The following is a 14774-nucleotide window of genomic DNA, read 5'->3' as shown; positions in this document are numbered from 1 at the left end:
TCACCTCTGAATCACTGAAGGGGTCGATCGAAGAGACACTTTATCGGACGCAACGGGCCTCGCCCCGAAGCGCTATCGCCCCGGAGCAGCCACCCATTGTAACCGATCGGAAGCGGCTTCGAAGGGTCCTCAGAGGGGGCCGGGCCCCGGCGCCTCGCGGGCAGCGGTTCGCTGCGTACGGCGGGAAAGCAGCGCGCTGACCATTTTCCTGCGCACGCGCACCACGAGCTGCTCCTGAAAGATCACGCAGAACACGACCGTCACCAGCAGGAAAACGGGATACAGGGCCAGCGACAGATCGCCTGCCGCAGCTATGCAGAGCCGAAAGTTGCCCGGGCAGAGCCAGGGTTCACCGGAGAGGATCCGTTCGGCGCGGGAGAACAGCACGAACAGCGGCACGTGCAGGGCAAACATCGGCAGCGAGGCGCCGCCCAGCCGCCCTGCCAGACGTTCAACCCAGGCCCGGCGGGGGGTCGGGATGAACAGGGCCGCATAGATCAGTGCCAGCTGAGCCGGCAGCAGCAGCCCGTTGTGCAGCAGATAATACCAGGCATGGCCCTGGCGCAGCAGCAGGGTCGCCCCCGCCATTGCCGCCAGCACGAAGATCAGCAGCAGCAGGCAGGTTCCGCCCGTCGGACGACGGCCGGCATCCCGGCGTTTGGCATAGAAGGCACACAGCAGTATCCCGGCCACGAACTCCGGCAGCCGAATGATCGGATTGCGATGCAGGATGCCCGTCTCGGGCATGCCGTACTGGGTCGTGGCAATCACGATCAGCGGCGGAATCAGATAGATCAGGTTGGTGGCCGTCAGCGCCAGCCGGGTATGCCTGACCCGCCTCAGTCGCGGTGCCAGTACCGGAAACAGCAGATAGAAGAAGAACAGTGCCGAGATCGACCACGACGGCGGATTGAAGGTCAGATAATAGGGGTTCCAGGCGTGCAGCATCAGCACATTGAGCCCCACGTTCAGGGCCACCTCACCGTTGTCCATCAGATGCTTGAGGCTGCCGGGATTGAGCTGTCCCATGTCATTGTTGACATCGAACATCACGAAGCGCAGTGACGTACCGGCATCCTCGGCCGTGATCGCCAGATAGCCCACCAGCGTGGAAACCGCCATCGCCAGCAGAAACGAGCCGACATGAATCGGATAGAGATTGGCGAAGCGCTTGATCCAGAAATGGTGAGCCGGCTCGCGCATGCGCTGATCGCCATCCAGATAGACATGCGTCAGCAGAAACCCGGAGAGCACGAAAAAGGCGCTGGTGGCAAAAAAGCCGACATCGGTCAGATAGTGTGACCAGCTGCTGATGCTGGGGTAATTGTGCAGGGTATGAAACAGCACAATGTAGAATCCCAGCAGAAAGCGCAGCCACTCCAGCCCGATGAAGCGCTCGCGCGACCGGCGGGGCGGCGAGGAAGAAGATGGCGTGGCAGCAGGCTGGGACATGATGAATCTTCCGTGTGGCGCTTGACAGCTGCAGCGTCGGCGAACCTGGTCGCGACCGCCGCATGATGCGGGCCTGAAACATACCACAAGGGTATTCGGCGTCCATTCCCGAAAGGGTTTAACCCCGGAAAGCAGGGCACAAAAAACCCCGACCGAAGCCGGGGTTCGCTGTCATCAGGGCCGGCTCTCAGCCTGCCGGCATGCTGTTGGCCTTGGCATCCCGCGACCAGACCCGATGCTGACCCAGGGAACTGACAAAGTCACCGAAGAAGCCATCAACGCTGTCGGCATTGAGCACCCCATCGCCCATTTCAACGTTGGCCGCCTCGATCAGGTCCTTCGCCTCCCCTACGGTGGCAATGACCTTGAGATGCTTCCAGGCCTCCTGCAGATAGTACTGTCCCAGCCCGGAGCTCTTGAGGGCCTCGACACTATCGGACCCGCCGGGCACGATGACCGCATCCATGGTGACCGATGGCAGCCCGTTGAGCATGGCATCCGGTGCCAGCGAGCCACCGCCCTTCGTCTTCAGCGGCGCCATGCTGGGCGCAATCACGAAGCCCCGGGCACCCTCGGCGCTGAGCTTCGAACGAATGCTTTCGACCTGCTCGCCATCGACACCATTGGCCGCCAGGATGGCGACCTTGCGATAGCGGATATTGCCGGGCAGACGCGCCATCAGGCTGAGGGCGGGAGACTCGGTCTGGGCCCCCTGCCCCAGCTCCTCGGCCGGCGCCGGCTTCTCGGTCGGCGCCTCGATACCGTGGTTTTCCCCCACACGACGCGCCAGCTCGAGATCGATGTTGGGCAGGATCTGCTGGATGACCCGCTCACGAATCCATGGCCGCTCGACCTTGGAGAGCTCGAAGGTGTAGGCCGCGATGATGTGCTCCTTCTCGACCTCGGTCTGACTGTTCCAGAACAGCGTGGCCTGGGAATAGTGATCGGCGAAGGAGTTGCTGCGCGCCCGGATCTTGTGGGCATCGACGCGCTCATTGACCGTCTCGAAGCCGCCGTTTTCCGGGGCTGCCGGCGTCTCGCGCGGCCAGCCGCCATCGATCGAGTTGGGCTCGTAGGCCGCCTGCCCCTTGTTGATCGTCTGACGATGCATCGAGTCGCGCTGGTTGTTGTGCACCGGCGTGACCGGCTGATTGATCGGGATCTCCTGAAAGTTCGGCCCGCCCAGGCGCAGCATCTGGGTATCCAGATAGGAGAACAGGCGCCCCTGCAGCAGCGGGTCATTGGTGAAATCGATCCCCGGTACGATGTGTGCCGGATTATAGGCCACCTGCTCGGTCTCGGCGAAGTAGTTGTCCGGGTTGCGGTTCAGGGTCATCTTGCCCAGCGGGGTGACCGGCACCTGCTCCTCGGGGATGATCTTGGTTGGATCGAGGATATCGAAGTCGAACTTGTGCTCGTCCTCCTCCTCGACAATCTGGGCCCCGAGTTCCCACTCGAGATAGTCGCCGTTCTCGATGTCATTCCACATCTCGCGACGGTTGAAGTCGGGATCCCGGCCCCATAGCAGCTGGGCCTCGTCCCAGATGAGGGACCAGGTACCGGCCAGCGGCTTCCAGTGGAACTTGACGAAACGCGACTTGCCCTGCCTGTCCACCAGCCGAAAGGTATGTACACCGAAGCCTTCCATGGACCGATAGCTGCGCGGAAAGGCTCGGTCGGACATGGTCCAGAGCACCATGTGCGCCGACTCCGGCATCAGCGAGACGAAGTCCCAGAAGGTATCGTGTGCCGACTGCCCCTGGGGAATCTCGTTGTGCGGTTCGGGCTTCACCGCATGCACGAAATCGGGAAACTTGATGGCATCCTGGATAAAGAAGACCGGCATGTCGTTGCCGACCAGATCCCAGTTGCCCTCTTCGGTATAGAACTTGGTGGCAAAACCGCGGACGTCACGCACGGTATCGTTGGAACCGCGCGCGCCCTGCACCGTGGAGAAGCGTACGAAGGTCGGCGTCTGCTTGCCGTTCCTGAACACCGCTGCCTTGGAATACTTCTCGGCTTCCGGATAGGCTTCGAACACACCGTGAGCGGCAGCCCCCCTGGCGTGCACGATACGCTCGGGAATGCGCTCGTTATCGAAATGATTGAGCTTTTCGCGGAAGACAAAGTCTTCCATCAGGGTCGGACCACGCTCGCCGGCCTTCAGCGAGTTGTGATTGTCCGCTATACGGGCTCCGTGATTGGTCCGCAGATCATGCCCTTCGGCATCACTGCGATAGCGGGTCAGATTTTCATCCTTGGAGCGCTCACTGGTATTGAAATCGGTATCGTGAGCCTCATCCGTGTTGGATGTGCTGTAAGGATTCCTAGCCATTCGATCTCTCCTCGTTGAACATCACGGTCGCAAGACGACCGAAGCGACTGTCCGATAGTCGTGTTCAGTATCCTTGTACGAAGCGATGACAGGCCATCACCGACCTTCTGCAACCGCCGGCGCTTTTCCGGCAGCCGGCGATGCATTTTTTATCGTAGGAACAAACCCGCAGCTCTGCCAAAAAGGAAAGCCCCGACCGGAGCCGGGGCTTGCTGTTGATGCCAGGGGCGTATGCGCAGCCGGTGGTGTTCGACTCTCGGCTGCGTGATGCTGCCCGCGAATTACCGACGCATCATGGGTTGTTCAGGGTCTGCTCCGCGGTGGCAGACTCACCGGCGCCTTCGCGACAGGCCTGCGCCACGCGGCGGCCGTAATCCTCATCCGCAGCGCAGCACTGGGCAATCACCCGCTGGCGCACGCCGGCCGTGACCTCCTGCAGGGTGGTGGCGAACACCCGGGCCAGCCGTTCGCGCTGGCCTTCGTCGAACAGACGATAGAGTTCACCGGCCTGACTGAAGTTGTCCTCGTCACGATTGTCGTGGTAGTTCACCCAGGCCTCCTGCTCCAGTGGCATGGGTGGCTCGACCACGCTGGCATCGGGCACCGGCGCCCCCTCGGCAGCGCGATCGTTGGGATAGAAGTTGGTCAGGGCATACTGCCCGCCTTCCCGCGCTTCACCCGGCGACGCCGCTGCCGCCATGAGCCCGTCACGCTGATAATTGCTGACCGGACAGCGCGGGCGATTGACCTCGATCTGCTGGTAATTGACGCTCAGCCGATAGCGATGGGCATCGGCATAGGCCCACAGCCGTGACTGCAGCACCCGATCGGGCGAACCGCTGATGCCGGGCACGAAGTTCGAGGGCGAGAAGGCCAGCTGCTCGACCTGGGCGAAGTAGTTGTCCGGATTGCGATTGAGTTCGAGCTGACCGATCTCCATCAGCGGAAAGTCGGCATGCGGCCACACCTTGGTCAGATCGAAGGGATTGATGTGGTAGTGGCGTGCCTGCTCATCGGTCAGGTTGCGAATGCCCTGATTGGTCTTGAAGTGCCACTTTACCCAGACACGCTCGCCCCGCTCGTTGTAGAAACTCAGGGTGTGCGAGCTGTAGCCGTTCATGTGTCGGTAGCTGTACGGGATACCGCGATCGGAGAGCAGGATGGTGACCTGGTGGAAGGATTGCGGATGGTTGGCCCAGAACTCCCAGCGATTCTGCCAGTTGACCAGGTTGTTGCGCGGGTCCTTTTTCTGGGTATGGATGAAGTCGGGGAACTTGCTCGGTTCGCGGATGAAGAAGACGGGCGTATTGTTGCCCACCATGTCCCAGTTGCCCTCCTCGGTGTAGAACCTGACCGAGAAGCCGCGGACGTCACGCAGGTTATCGGCACTGTCCTGACCGCCGGCGACGGTAGAGAAGCGGGCCACCACCGGTGTCTGCCTGCCCACGCTCCCGAGAAAGTCGGCGCAGGTCAGATCGCTCAGATCGCGCGTCAGGCGGAAGGTGCCGAAAGCGGCGCTGCGCCACGGGCATGTACCACGCGCTCGGGAATCTGCTCACGGTTGAAGTGGGCAAGCTTTTCGAACAGCCGCCAGTTGTCGAACGTCAACGGACCGCGCGCACCGGCAGTGATACTGATGTCGTCATGCGGTACGGGTGCGCCATTGGCGGTGGTATAGCGGGCGTGTTTCGGATCGGCCATGAATTACGGTCCTGAATCAGGTTGTCGACTTCGATTAATTTACACAATCAAAACCGAGACTCTTAATCAGAAACTGCAATCGCCGTGATTGAACCTGCTGATACTGCTGCAGGCGGCCCGCAAAAACGCCCGGTCGAAACCGGGCGCACAGCATCGCACGTGTCGGATGGTTCAGGTCTTGCGCTTGATCAGCGAGACGATCCAGAGCAATACGATCGCACCGATGACGGCCACCACCAGTGAACCGATGATGTTATGGGCGCCGAGCCCCAGCAGGGCAAAGATGAGGCGGCCGATGACGGCGCCCACCACGCCGACCACGATATTGCCGAGAATGCCGAAGCCACCGCCACGCATGACCTTTCCAGCAATCCAGCCGGCAATGCCGCCGATGATCAGGGCCAGAATGAAACCCATTGCTACCTCCATTGGTACGATTTATCGCGCACGGGCAGTGCACGTTATTGCCCTCCCAGGATAGGTAATAATGAACAAAAATGCCTGCCTGACTCACGAGGCGACACTGTTCGAAACGGCTCAGCGTTCAAAAAGGCAGGCATGCTATCCTCGCTTCACCATGATGTGCCGGGGTTATTGCCTCCGAGCACGTTGAAAGCGACCGATCATGCCAGCCTGCCCGGTACCCGCGCCTTGAGCGTGCCCGGAGACATGCCCGCAGGCCAACGGATGGATGGACAGACTACCGCATGGCGCTGACATTACCCCGCGAACTCAACGACTGGCTGGAACGCGGCCTCGACCGACAGCTGCGCCTGGCCGTGACCGGCCTGTCGCAGGCCGGCAAGACGGCCTTTCTCACCTCGCTGGTCAATCAGCTGCGCCATGCCGGCATGGACGCACAGCTGGCACTGCTGCCCTGCGCCCGCGAGGGCCGCTTGCTCGGCGCCCGGCGGGTCAATCAGCCGGATCTCTCGATACCACGCTTTCCCTATGACGAGGCGCTTGCGGCGCTGGGGAGCACACCGCCGCAATGGCCGGCACCGACCCGCGGCATCAGCGAGCTGCGCCTGTCGATTCGCTATCGCAGCCGCACCGGCACCAGCCGTCTGTTCGGCGAGCAGCGCACCCTGACGCTGGATCTGATCGACTATCCCGGCGAATGGCTGCTGGACCTGCCCCTGCTGGCACAGAGCTACCCGGAGTGGTGCGAGCGCATGGAGCGGCTGATGACCGAGCGCCGCCGACGCTACAGCACCGCCTTCCTGGATGCCGTGGCCGGGCTTGATCCGGCCGCCACCGCCGATGAGCAGCAGCTCGCCGAGCTGACCGAACACTACGGCCGGGCCCTCCACAGTGCCCGGCACGAGGGCGGCTATACCTTTGTCCAGCCGGGGCGCTTTTTGCTGCCCGGCGAACTCGCGGGCGCGCCGGTACTGCAGTTCTTCCCCCTGCCCGGGGTGACCGGCGAGCGCGCCGCGGAGCTGGACAGGCTCCCGGCCGACAGCGTCTATCAGACCCTGGCGCAGCGATTCGAGCACTACAAGCGCACGGTGGTACGCCCCTTCTACCGCGATCACTTTCGCCGTTTCGACCGGCAGATCATCCTGGTTGACGTGCTCTCGGCGCTCAATGCCGGGCCGGATGTGTTCGATGACCTGCGTCAGGCGCTGGCAACCCTGATGCAGAGTTTCGACTATGGCCGGCGCAGCCTGCTCAGTCGACTGTTCAATCCGCGCATCGACCGGCTGGCACTGGCGGCTACCAAGGCCGATCATGTTACGCCCGAACAGCACCCGGCACTGCTGTCGCTGATCGAGGCACTGCTGGCCGAACCGATCCGCGATCTGCGCTATCTCGACATCCCGGTACGGCCGTTTTCGCTCGCCTCGGTGCGCGCCACCGAATTTCGCGAGGTCGAGCATGACGGCCAGCGCCAGCCGGCCCTGCGCGGAACGACCCTGACCGGCGAGGAGGTCCTGATGTTTCCCGGCGAGGTGCCTGCCAGCCTGCCGGATGCCGACTTCTGGCGCCGCCAGGGGTTCACCTTTCGCGGCTTCAGGCCACAGGCGCTGCCCGATGATGGTGCCCTGCCCCATATCCGCCTGGATGCGGTACTCGACTGGTTACTGGGAGATCGTCTGCAATGAGTGATCCACGTCCCGGACAGCACTTCGAGATTCCCGCCGAAGGCGCCCCCGACCATCGCCGCGACCGGACGCCGGCCTTCACCCGTCTCGATCCCGTCCCCGGCCGGCACTTTCCGCTGGAGAGCACCTCGCGGCCACTGGCCCCGGAGGCAGCGGAGACCCCGGCGGAGAGCGCGCTCGACCGGGCACTTGCTCATCCGCGCAAGCGGCGCTGGGGGCTGCTGGGAGTGCTCGGTGGCAGTCTCACCCTGGGCGCCGTACAGGCCGTGGAAGGGGTGCGCGAGGCCTGGCTGGGCGGGGACTGGCTGTCGGGGGCTTGGAGCGTGGTCGGTTTCACTGCCGTGGGCATGGCCGGCATGGCGCTGGGCCGCGAGCTGGTGCGGCTGCGCCATCTGCGCCGGCATGTGCGCCTGCGCGAGGCCGTCGAGGATGACACCGTCAGCGATGGCCACGGCAACGCCCTTGAACTCTGCGAGCGGCTGCGCAGCCAGATGGGCCTCGATCGCGACGATCCGCACTGGCAGGCCTTTGTCAGCGCCCGGCAGGCGCATCATGATAATCGCGAAACCCGGCTGCTGTTTGCCCACCACGTGCTGGCACCGCGCGACGCGAAGGCCCGCGCCCTGATCACGCGGATGTCCGGCGAGACGGCGGTGATGGTAGCCGTCAGTCCGCTGACGCTGGTCGACATGGCACTGATGGCCTGGCGCAACCTGCGGCTGGTCGATCGGCTGGCCGCCATCTACGGGCTGGAGCTCGGCTACTCCAGCCGGCTGGCGCTGTTTCGCGCGGTACTGGCCAACATGGCCTTTGCCGGTGCCAGCGAAGTCGTCAGTGAAGCCGGCATGGACCTGCTGTCGATGAATCTGGCCGAGCGGCTCTCGACACGCACCGCCCAGGGCCTCTCCAGCGGTCTGCTGACCGCCCGGCTGGGCGTGCGTGCCATGCGCATGCTGCGCCCGATGCCGTTCGCCCGGGACGAAGCCCCGCGCATCGCCGATCTGCGCCGCCAGCTCTGGCAGCAGCTGAAACGCGTCGACGCGCAGGGGCGGCAGGAATGACCGCCGCCCGGGTCAGTCGAGTGCGAACAGTTCGCGCAGCTTGTACGCCACGCCGGCATCGACATTGCTGCCGATGATTTCGGCATGGGGCGCCGACAGGGTCAGCTGGGTATGGGCATTGGCCACGGCATAGGCGCGCCCGGCGGTCTGCAGCATGTCGATATCGTTGAGATTGTCGCCGAAGGCCAGGGTGCGCTCGGCGGGCACCTCGAGCTGCGCCATCAGCCGCTGCAGCATGCGTCCCTTGGAGGCCTCGCGGTTCATGATCTCCAGCGAATTGGGCAGCGAGTAGGTGACGTAGACGCTCTCCCCCAGCCGGGCGCGAATCTCGGTCTCCAGCGCTGCCAGCAGTTCGGGATCGCCGATGAACAGTACCTTGCCGATGTCATGCCCCTGAAAACTGCGTACATCGGTCACTTCATAGCTGAACCCGGTACTGGCATGAAACGCCAGCAGCGCCGGCTCGGGAGCATCGATCAGCCAGCGGTCGCCGGTGTAGAGATTGATGCGTACCGATTCCGGCACATCCAGCGACATCAGCTCCGCCACCGCCTCCATTGGCACGTGGGTTTCGAAGATCAGGCTGTCATCCGGGGCATGCAGATGGGCCCCATTGGTCGAGATGATGTGGCCGGATACGCCCAGCATCCGCCGGACGGCGGCTATGTCGCGAAAGTGCCGGCCCGAGGCGATTGCCAGATGATGCCCCCGGGCGGCCAAAGCCTGAAAGGTCTCGATGGTGATGTCATCAAGTCGATGCTCGGCATTGAGCAGGGTATGGTCGAGGTCGCTGACGATCAGGCTGGTCGACATGCCGGAAACTCCCGGGTGGGGTAGAAAAACATGGCCTGACAGCATGCCCTGGCGGCTCGATGCATGCCAGCGTCACGCCGCCTGCAGCAGTTCACGGGCCAGTCGCAGCGCCCCTGCCACGGCGCTCTCGCGGGGTGGGCACAGACGCCTTTCGAACCGTGCCGGCAGCCACAATGACAGGGGCTCGCCCAGCCCGCCACATAGCGCCAGCGGCAGGCGCTCATGGGGATCGAGTGCCTGCAGCATCAGCGCGATCTCGCTGCCCGCGCGGTTGAGCAGCGCATCGGCCACGGGGTGGTCGGCATGCGCCAGCACCAGCGGCGCCAGCGCCGCATAACGGGTCTGATCGGCCCGGCTCAGCCAGGTGGTCAGTGCCGCCGGGGTCTCCATCGGAGTCTCCGGCACGTCGGCGCCAATGGCCGCCTGCAGCGCCCGGGCCAGCTCATCCGTCCCGGCACGGCCGTCAAGCACATGCTGCAGATGGCGCGTGATCCGCAGCCCCAGCCAGGCGCCACTGGCCTCATCCCCCGCGGGAAAGCCGTAACCGCCGACGAAACGACGCGTGCCATCGGGCGCCAGCGCCGCGCCCACGCTACCGGTCCCGACCGCCACGATCGCGCCCGGCTCGCCGCCGTGGGCCCCGATCAGGGTGGTAAAGGCATCGCTCTCGACCTGCAGCGCGGCCAGCGGCGGCGCGGCCTCGATGAAGGCCTGGCGCCACTGCTGCTGATTGGCTCCGGCAAGCCCCAGCGCCATGGCACAGCGCGCCGGTTCGAAGCATTCGCCCCATTCGGCCAGCGCCTCGGCGACGGTCTGCCGGATGTGCTGCCAGGCCCGTCCGATCCCCAGTGCCAGCCCCGAGGGAGGGCCGGTCCGTTCGACAACCCGGCCGCCCCGCGTCACGCATACCCGTGTGCCGCTGCCGCCGCCATCCACCCCGATGGCTATATCCGCCGTCTGCATGGTCTCGCACGCTCCTGCCGTCATTCGTCTCAGGCCGTCCCGGCCAGCGCCGAGGCCAGTCGAGCGGCGCCATCCCCCACGATCAGATGAAGCCTGCCCGCGGCCAGTGCCTGTTCCCCGCGGACACCGAGCTGCGACAGCGCTTCGCGATCCAGCGTGCTTTCATCGGCCACCTCCAGCCGCAGCCGGGTCAGTGCCACCGCTGACACATCGCGCAGATTCTGCCGCCCTCCCAGCGCACTCAGCCAGCGATCACGGGTGGCCTCATCCAGCGCCGGTGCCGCAGCCTCGTCACTTTCCGCAGTCGTCTGTTCACCGGGATCACCGGGCTGCCGAGCAGTCGGCGCCTCGGGCTGATGACCGTCGCGCTCCAGCGTCTGACGCATCTCGTCGGCCACCCCATCGGCAATCGGTCCCAGTACCACCTGCAGATGACCTTCACCGAGCCGCATGATGCCGCGTGAGCCAAGCTGCTTGAGCGTCGGTTCATCGATTTGCTCACTGTCATGCAGTACCAGCCGCAGCCGCGTGGTACAGGCCCCGACCGACGCCAGATTGCCGGCGCCACCGAGTGCTGCCACGAACGCCGGGCCCCGCTCTCCGGGAGACGCTTCGCCACTGGCAGCGCTCGCTGCAGCAGCGGCCTCTTCGCGCCCCGGTGTACCGAGGTCGAAGCGCACGATCGCCCAGCGGAAGATGCCGTAGTAGAGCAGCGCATAGAGGGCGCCCACCGGAATCAGCATCCAGCCATTGGTGGAGAGACCATAGGAAAGGGCGTAGTCGAAGGCGCCGGCCGAGAAGGTGAAGCCCAGCTTCACGTCCAGCAGGCCCATGACCACCATCGACAGCCCGGTCAGCACCGCGTGAATGGCATACAGCACCGGCGCCAGAAACATGAAGGTGAACTCGATCGGTTCGGTAATGCCGGTCAGGAACGCCGTCAGCGCCAGCGACAGCAGCATGCCGCCCACCCGGGCGCGCTGATCGCGATGCGCCGCGTGATACATCGCCAGCGCCGCCGCCGGCAGGCCGAACATCATCACCGGGAAGAAACCGGCCATGAAGCGCCCCGCCTCGGGATCACCGGCGAAGAAGCGGTTGAGATCGCCGGTTGCACCGTCATAGTGGCCGAACACGAACCATACCAGGCTGTTGAGCACATGGTGCAGCCCGGTCACGACCAGCAGCCGGTTGAGCAGCCCATAGACAAAAAGCCCCGCACTGCCCGAACCGATCATCCACTGCCCGAGCTGATCGATACCATGCTGGATCGGCGGCCAGACCCAGCCGAAGAGCCAGCCCAGCGCCAGTGCGGTCAGGCCGGTGACGATGGGGATGAAGCGCCGACCGGCAAAGAAGGCCAGATAGTCCGGCAGCCTGATGTTCTTGCAGCGGTTGTACCAGAGCCCGGCGATACAGCCGGAAATGATCCCGGCCAGCACCCCCATGTTGATGTCCGGATCAATGGCCCCCAGCACCGCCGTCATGACCAGATAACCGATCATCCCGGCCAGCCCGGCGGCACCGTTGTTGTCATCGGCCAGCCCGACGGCGACACCGACGGCAAACACCAGGGCCAGGTTGTCGAAGATCGCCTTGCCGGCCTCGGCGATGAAGCTGATATCCAGCAGATCGGGCTGCCCCAGCCGCAGCAGCAGCCCGGCAATCGGCAGTACCGCGATCGGCAGCATCAGTGAGCGCCCCAGCAGCTGCAGGGGCCCCATGGGATTGAGACGTTGCATCAGGGTCATGATCGGCTCTCTCCTGCTTCATTGTTGTTGGCAAGCCACTCACCCAGCGCCCGGCGCACGGCTGCGCCATCATCCAGCATCAGCCAGCCTGGCAGCTCTTTCGCCAGTGCCGCCAGGTCGAGCTTTCGCAGGGCGGCCTTGATGTCGGCCACCCGCATCGGCTCCACCGAAAGCTCATCAACACCCAGCGCCGCCAGCGCGGCCCAGGCCAGCGGATCACCGGCCGCGGCACCACAGACCCCGACCCAGCACCGGCGGCGGCGGGCCGCCTCGACCGTCATCGCAATCAGACGCAGCACGGCGGGATGAAGCACATCGGCCCGCCCCGCCAGCGATGCCTCCTCGCGATCCATGGCCAGCGCATACTGGGTCAGATCATTGGTCCCGATCGACAGGAAATCGGCCTGTTCGGCCAGCGCGTCGGCACACAGCGCCGCCGCCGGCACCTCGATCATGGCCCCCAGCTGTGGCAGCCGGTTGATCCCCGCCTCATCGGCCAGTGCCTGCAGGCGCTGGCGCACCGCCTGCAGATCGGTCACATCAGTTACCATCGGCACCATGATACGCAGCCGTTCGGGCGCCTCGACCGCCAGCAGGGCGCGCAGCTGCTCATCGAGCAGTGCACCGTAAGCGTCGATCAGGCGAACGCCACGCACGCCCAGCGCCGGATTGGCGACAGGGGCCAGCGGCAGATAGGAGAGCGCCTTGTCGGCGCCGATATCGAGCGTGCGGATGATCACCGGCCGATCGGCCATGGCGTCGACAGCTGCCTGATAGACCTCGCGCTGTTCTTCCAGCGATGGCGCCGAATCGCGCGCCATGAACAGGAATTCGCTGCGCAGCAGGCCGATACCATCGGCGCCCAGCTCGCGGGCCCGTTCGGCTTCGGTGGTGTCGGCGACATTGGCGGCGACCTCGAGGCTGACGACATCACGCGTCACCGCCGCCTCTCCGGCCATCGCCTGCGCCTCGCGCCGGGCCCGATGCTGCGCTTCGATGGCCTCATGTACCTCCGTCAGGCGCGCATCATCGGGCGTCAGTTCAAGTCTGCCCCGATCGGCATCGAGAATGACGGCAGCTCCCTCGTACCGTGCCGCCTGTTCGGTCAGCGGTTCACCCATCGCGGCCAGACAGGGCAGCCCCCGCGCCCGGGCTAGAATGGCCACGTGCGAGGTCACCCCGCCCCCGGCGAGACAGAGCCCGGCCGGCTCGGTCTGGCACAGGGCAATGAACTGCGATGGGGTGATCTCGTCCGCCACGGCCATGGCACCACGGGGCAACGCCAGCGGATCGTCCTCGCGACCCAGCAGTTTCAGCAGCAGTCGCCTTTGCAGATCACGCAGATCGCTGGCCCGTGCCGCGATCACCCGGTTGCGGCTGGCCACCAGCCGTTCGATCTCGGACTCCAGCGTTTCACGCCAGGCAAAAACCGCCGTGCGCCCCTCCTCGATCAGCGCCTGGCTGCGCCGGAAAAGATCAGGGTCCTCCAGCCAGGCCAGATGGGCGGCAAAGATATCCGCCTCACCACTGCGCTGCGCGCTGCGAGCGGTGGCGATATCCGTTTCCAGCTGCTGATGCAGGGCATCACGGGCCCGCTGCAGCGCAGCGTGTTCGACGGCTGAATCGGCGGCGTCGCGTTCAACCTCGGGCAGCGTGACACCCAGCCTTCGCAGCGGGCCGCAGGCCAGACCGGGGCTGGCCACCAGACCGGCGAGCTCGCCCGGAGCAAGCTCGCGCCCTGCCGACGCGTGCTCGGCAGGCTGCTGGCGGCCTTCGCCGCGCGGGGCTTCATGGGCCGCTTCGGGCTGCTCAAGCAACCCCCGGATATCCGCCATTGCCGCTTCGCGCTGCGCACCGTCGATCGCCACCGTGAGCCGATCCCCACCACTCAGCCCGAGCCCCATCAGCTCGGTCAGGCTGCGCACATCCGCGGTGGCCTCGTCGTGGCGCAGTGTGATCCGACACGCCCGGGTCGTGGCAATCTCGCGCAGCCGGGCTGCAGGCCGGGCATGCAGACCATCCGCCAGTGCCAGCTCGAGCTCCGCTTCCAGTAGCGGACCGCCATCATCATCGGGCGCATTCGCAGGCGCCTGCACCTCCCGGTTGACACGTGCCAGACGCAGCATCGCCGCACCGGCTTCGAGCCGGCTCTCGGCCAGTGGCGTGATCTGCCAGCCATCGGCCTCGGTCACGATGATCGGAGTGATCAGGCTCAGGGCGCGCTGCGCAAGCAGCTCCACATCGAAGCGACACAACGGCTGGCCGGCGCTCACCCGCTCACCTTCGGCCACCAGCACTTCGATGCCTTCGCCGTCCAGTGCCACCGTATCGAGCCCCAGATGCAGCAGGATATCCGGCCCCTGATCACAGCGCAGGGTCACGGCGTGGCGGGTCCGCGCCACTCGGACCACCTCGCCCTCACAGGGGGCGTGCAGCACGTCCTCGAGTGGTTCGATCGCCACGCCGGGACCGAGACTGCCACCGGCAAACACCGGGTCGGGAACCTGCGCCAGGGGGACCATGACCCCCCGGCAGGGCGCCATCAGGGTGAAGCTGGCCTCGGTTGCAACGGATTCGGTCATGTCGGTTA

11 protein-coding genes are annotated in these 14774 nt (G+C 65.2%); 2 read left to right on the top strand and 9 right to left on the bottom strand.

Annotation, left to right across the window (positions count from 1 at the left end; translation table 11 throughout):
- Positions 1 to 129: 129 nt before the first annotated feature.
- The 5 genes from C7446_RS12340 to C7446_RS12325 all read right to left on the bottom strand — a co-directional run bounded on the left by C7446_RS12340 (position 130) and on the right by C7446_RS12325 (position 5905).
- The gene (locus C7446_RS12340) at positions 130 to 1452 is read right to left on the bottom strand and encodes an acyltransferase family protein (RefSeq protein WP_121173421.1); all 1323 of its coding nucleotides are present in this window, start codon (positions 1450 to 1452) and stop codon (positions 130 to 132) included.
- Between the two features lie 187 nt (positions 1453 to 1639).
- Positions 1640 to 3787 (bottom strand): catalase HPII, encoded by a 2148-nt coding sequence (gene katE / locus C7446_RS12335; protein WP_121173420.1) that lies wholly within the window; start codon positions 3785 to 3787, stop codon positions 1640 to 1642.
- 292 nt (positions 3788 to 4079) lie between these two features.
- On the bottom strand, positions 4080 to 5261 hold the full coding sequence (locus C7446_RS16795; protein ID WP_281272355.1) for a catalase: 1182 nt from the start codon (positions 5259 to 5261) through the stop codon (positions 4080 to 4082).
- Between the two features lie 17 nt (positions 5262 to 5278).
- Complete coding sequence (locus C7446_RS16790; protein WP_281272354.1) at positions 5279 to 5488, bottom strand: catalase; 210 nt, start codon at positions 5486 to 5488, stop codon at positions 5279 to 5281.
- 171 nt (positions 5489 to 5659) lie between these two features.
- Complete coding sequence (locus C7446_RS12325; protein ID WP_121173419.1) at positions 5660 to 5905, bottom strand: GlsB/YeaQ/YmgE family stress response membrane protein; 246 nt, start codon at positions 5903 to 5905, stop codon at positions 5660 to 5662.
- Positions 5906 to 6195: 290 nt separating this feature from the next.
- Here C7446_RS12325 and C7446_RS12320 point away from each other — a divergent pair, with 290 nt between their 5' ends.
- Together C7446_RS12320 and C7446_RS12315 are read left to right on the top strand one after the other, a co-directional pair.
- Positions 6196 to 7596: a YcjX family GTP-binding protein gene (locus C7446_RS12320; RefSeq protein WP_121173418.1), complete on the top strand. Its 1401-nt coding sequence runs from the start codon at positions 6196 to 6198 to the stop codon at positions 7594 to 7596.
- On the top strand, positions 7593 to 8657 hold the full coding sequence (locus C7446_RS12315; RefSeq protein WP_121173417.1) for a YcjF family protein: 1065 nt from the start codon (positions 7593 to 7595) through the stop codon (positions 8655 to 8657). The genes C7446_RS12320 and C7446_RS12315 overlap by 4 nt, the downstream gene beginning before the upstream one ends.
- Before the next feature lie 12 nt (positions 8658 to 8669).
- Here the strand turns inward: C7446_RS12315 and C7446_RS12310 are convergent, their stop codons facing one another.
- From C7446_RS12310 to ptsP, 4 genes are all read right to left on the bottom strand, one after another.
- A complete protein-coding gene (locus tag C7446_RS12310; RefSeq protein ID WP_121173416.1) occupies positions 8670 to 9470 on the bottom strand; it encodes an HAD family hydrolase in 801 nt (266 codons plus the stop codon).
- A 72-nt stretch (positions 9471 to 9542) separates the two neighbouring features.
- The gene (locus C7446_RS12305; protein WP_121173415.1) at positions 9543 to 10433 is read right to left on the bottom strand and encodes a glucosamine kinase nucleotide-binding domain-containing protein; all 891 of its coding nucleotides are present in this window, start codon (positions 10431 to 10433) and stop codon (positions 9543 to 9545) included.
- 29 nt (positions 10434 to 10462) lie between these two features.
- Entirely contained in the window at positions 10463 to 12184 is a 1722-nt protein-coding gene (nagE, locus tag C7446_RS12300) for an N-acetylglucosamine-specific PTS transporter subunit IIBC (protein ID WP_211327950.1), read from the bottom strand.
- Positions 12181 to 14766, bottom strand: coding sequence for a phosphoenolpyruvate--protein phosphotransferase (ptsP, locus tag C7446_RS12295; protein WP_121173414.1), 2586 nt, complete (start codon positions 14764 to 14766; stop codon positions 12181 to 12183). The genes nagE and ptsP overlap by 4 nt, the downstream gene beginning before the upstream one ends.
- Between the last annotated feature and the right edge of the window lie 8 nt (positions 14767 to 14774).

It is taken from the genome of Kushneria sinocarnis (genome assembly GCF_003633775.1).
In the GTDB taxonomy this organism is placed as follows: Bacteria; Pseudomonadota; Gammaproteobacteria; order Pseudomonadales; family Halomonadaceae; genus Kushneria; species Kushneria sinocarnis.
This window is presented reverse-complemented; position numbering and strand designations above follow the sequence as displayed.

Bases quoted from the DNA above. Each gene is read 5' to 3' on its own strand.
- C7446_RS12320 (WP_121173418.1), top strand. From the start codon at position 6,196: ATGGCGCTGACATTACCCCGCGAACTCAACGACTGGCTGGAACGCGGC.
- katE (WP_121173420.1), bottom strand. From the start codon at position 3,787: ATGGCTAGGAATCCTTACAGCACATCCAACACGGATGAGGCTCACGAT.
- C7446_RS12340 (WP_121173421.1), bottom strand. From the start codon at position 1,452: ATGTCCCAGCCTGCTGCCACGCCATCTTCTTCCTCGCCGCCCCGCCGG.
- C7446_RS16790 (WP_281272354.1), bottom strand. From the start codon at position 5,488: ATGGCCGATCCGAAACACGCCCGCTATACCACCGCCAATGGCGCACCC.
- C7446_RS12325 (WP_121173419.1), bottom strand. From the start codon at position 5,905: ATGGGTTTCATTCTGGCCCTGATCATCGGCGGCATTGCCGGCTGGATT.
- ptsP (WP_121173414.1), bottom strand. From the start codon at position 14,766: ATGACCGAATCCGTTGCAACCGAGGCCAGCTTCACCCTGATGGCGCCC.
- nagE (WP_211327950.1), bottom strand. From the start codon at position 12,184: ATGACCCTGATGCAACGTCTCAATCCCATGGGGCCCCTGCAGCTGCTG.
- C7446_RS12310 (WP_121173416.1), bottom strand. From the start codon at position 9,470: ATGTCGACCAGCCTGATCGTCAGCGACCTCGACCATACCCTGCTCAAT.
- C7446_RS12315 (WP_121173417.1), top strand. From the start codon at position 7,593: ATGAGTGATCCACGTCCCGGACAGCACTTCGAGATTCCCGCCGAAGGC.
- C7446_RS12305 (WP_121173415.1), bottom strand. From the start codon at position 10,433: ATGCAGACGGCGGATATAGCCATCGGGGTGGATGGCGGCGGCAGCGGC.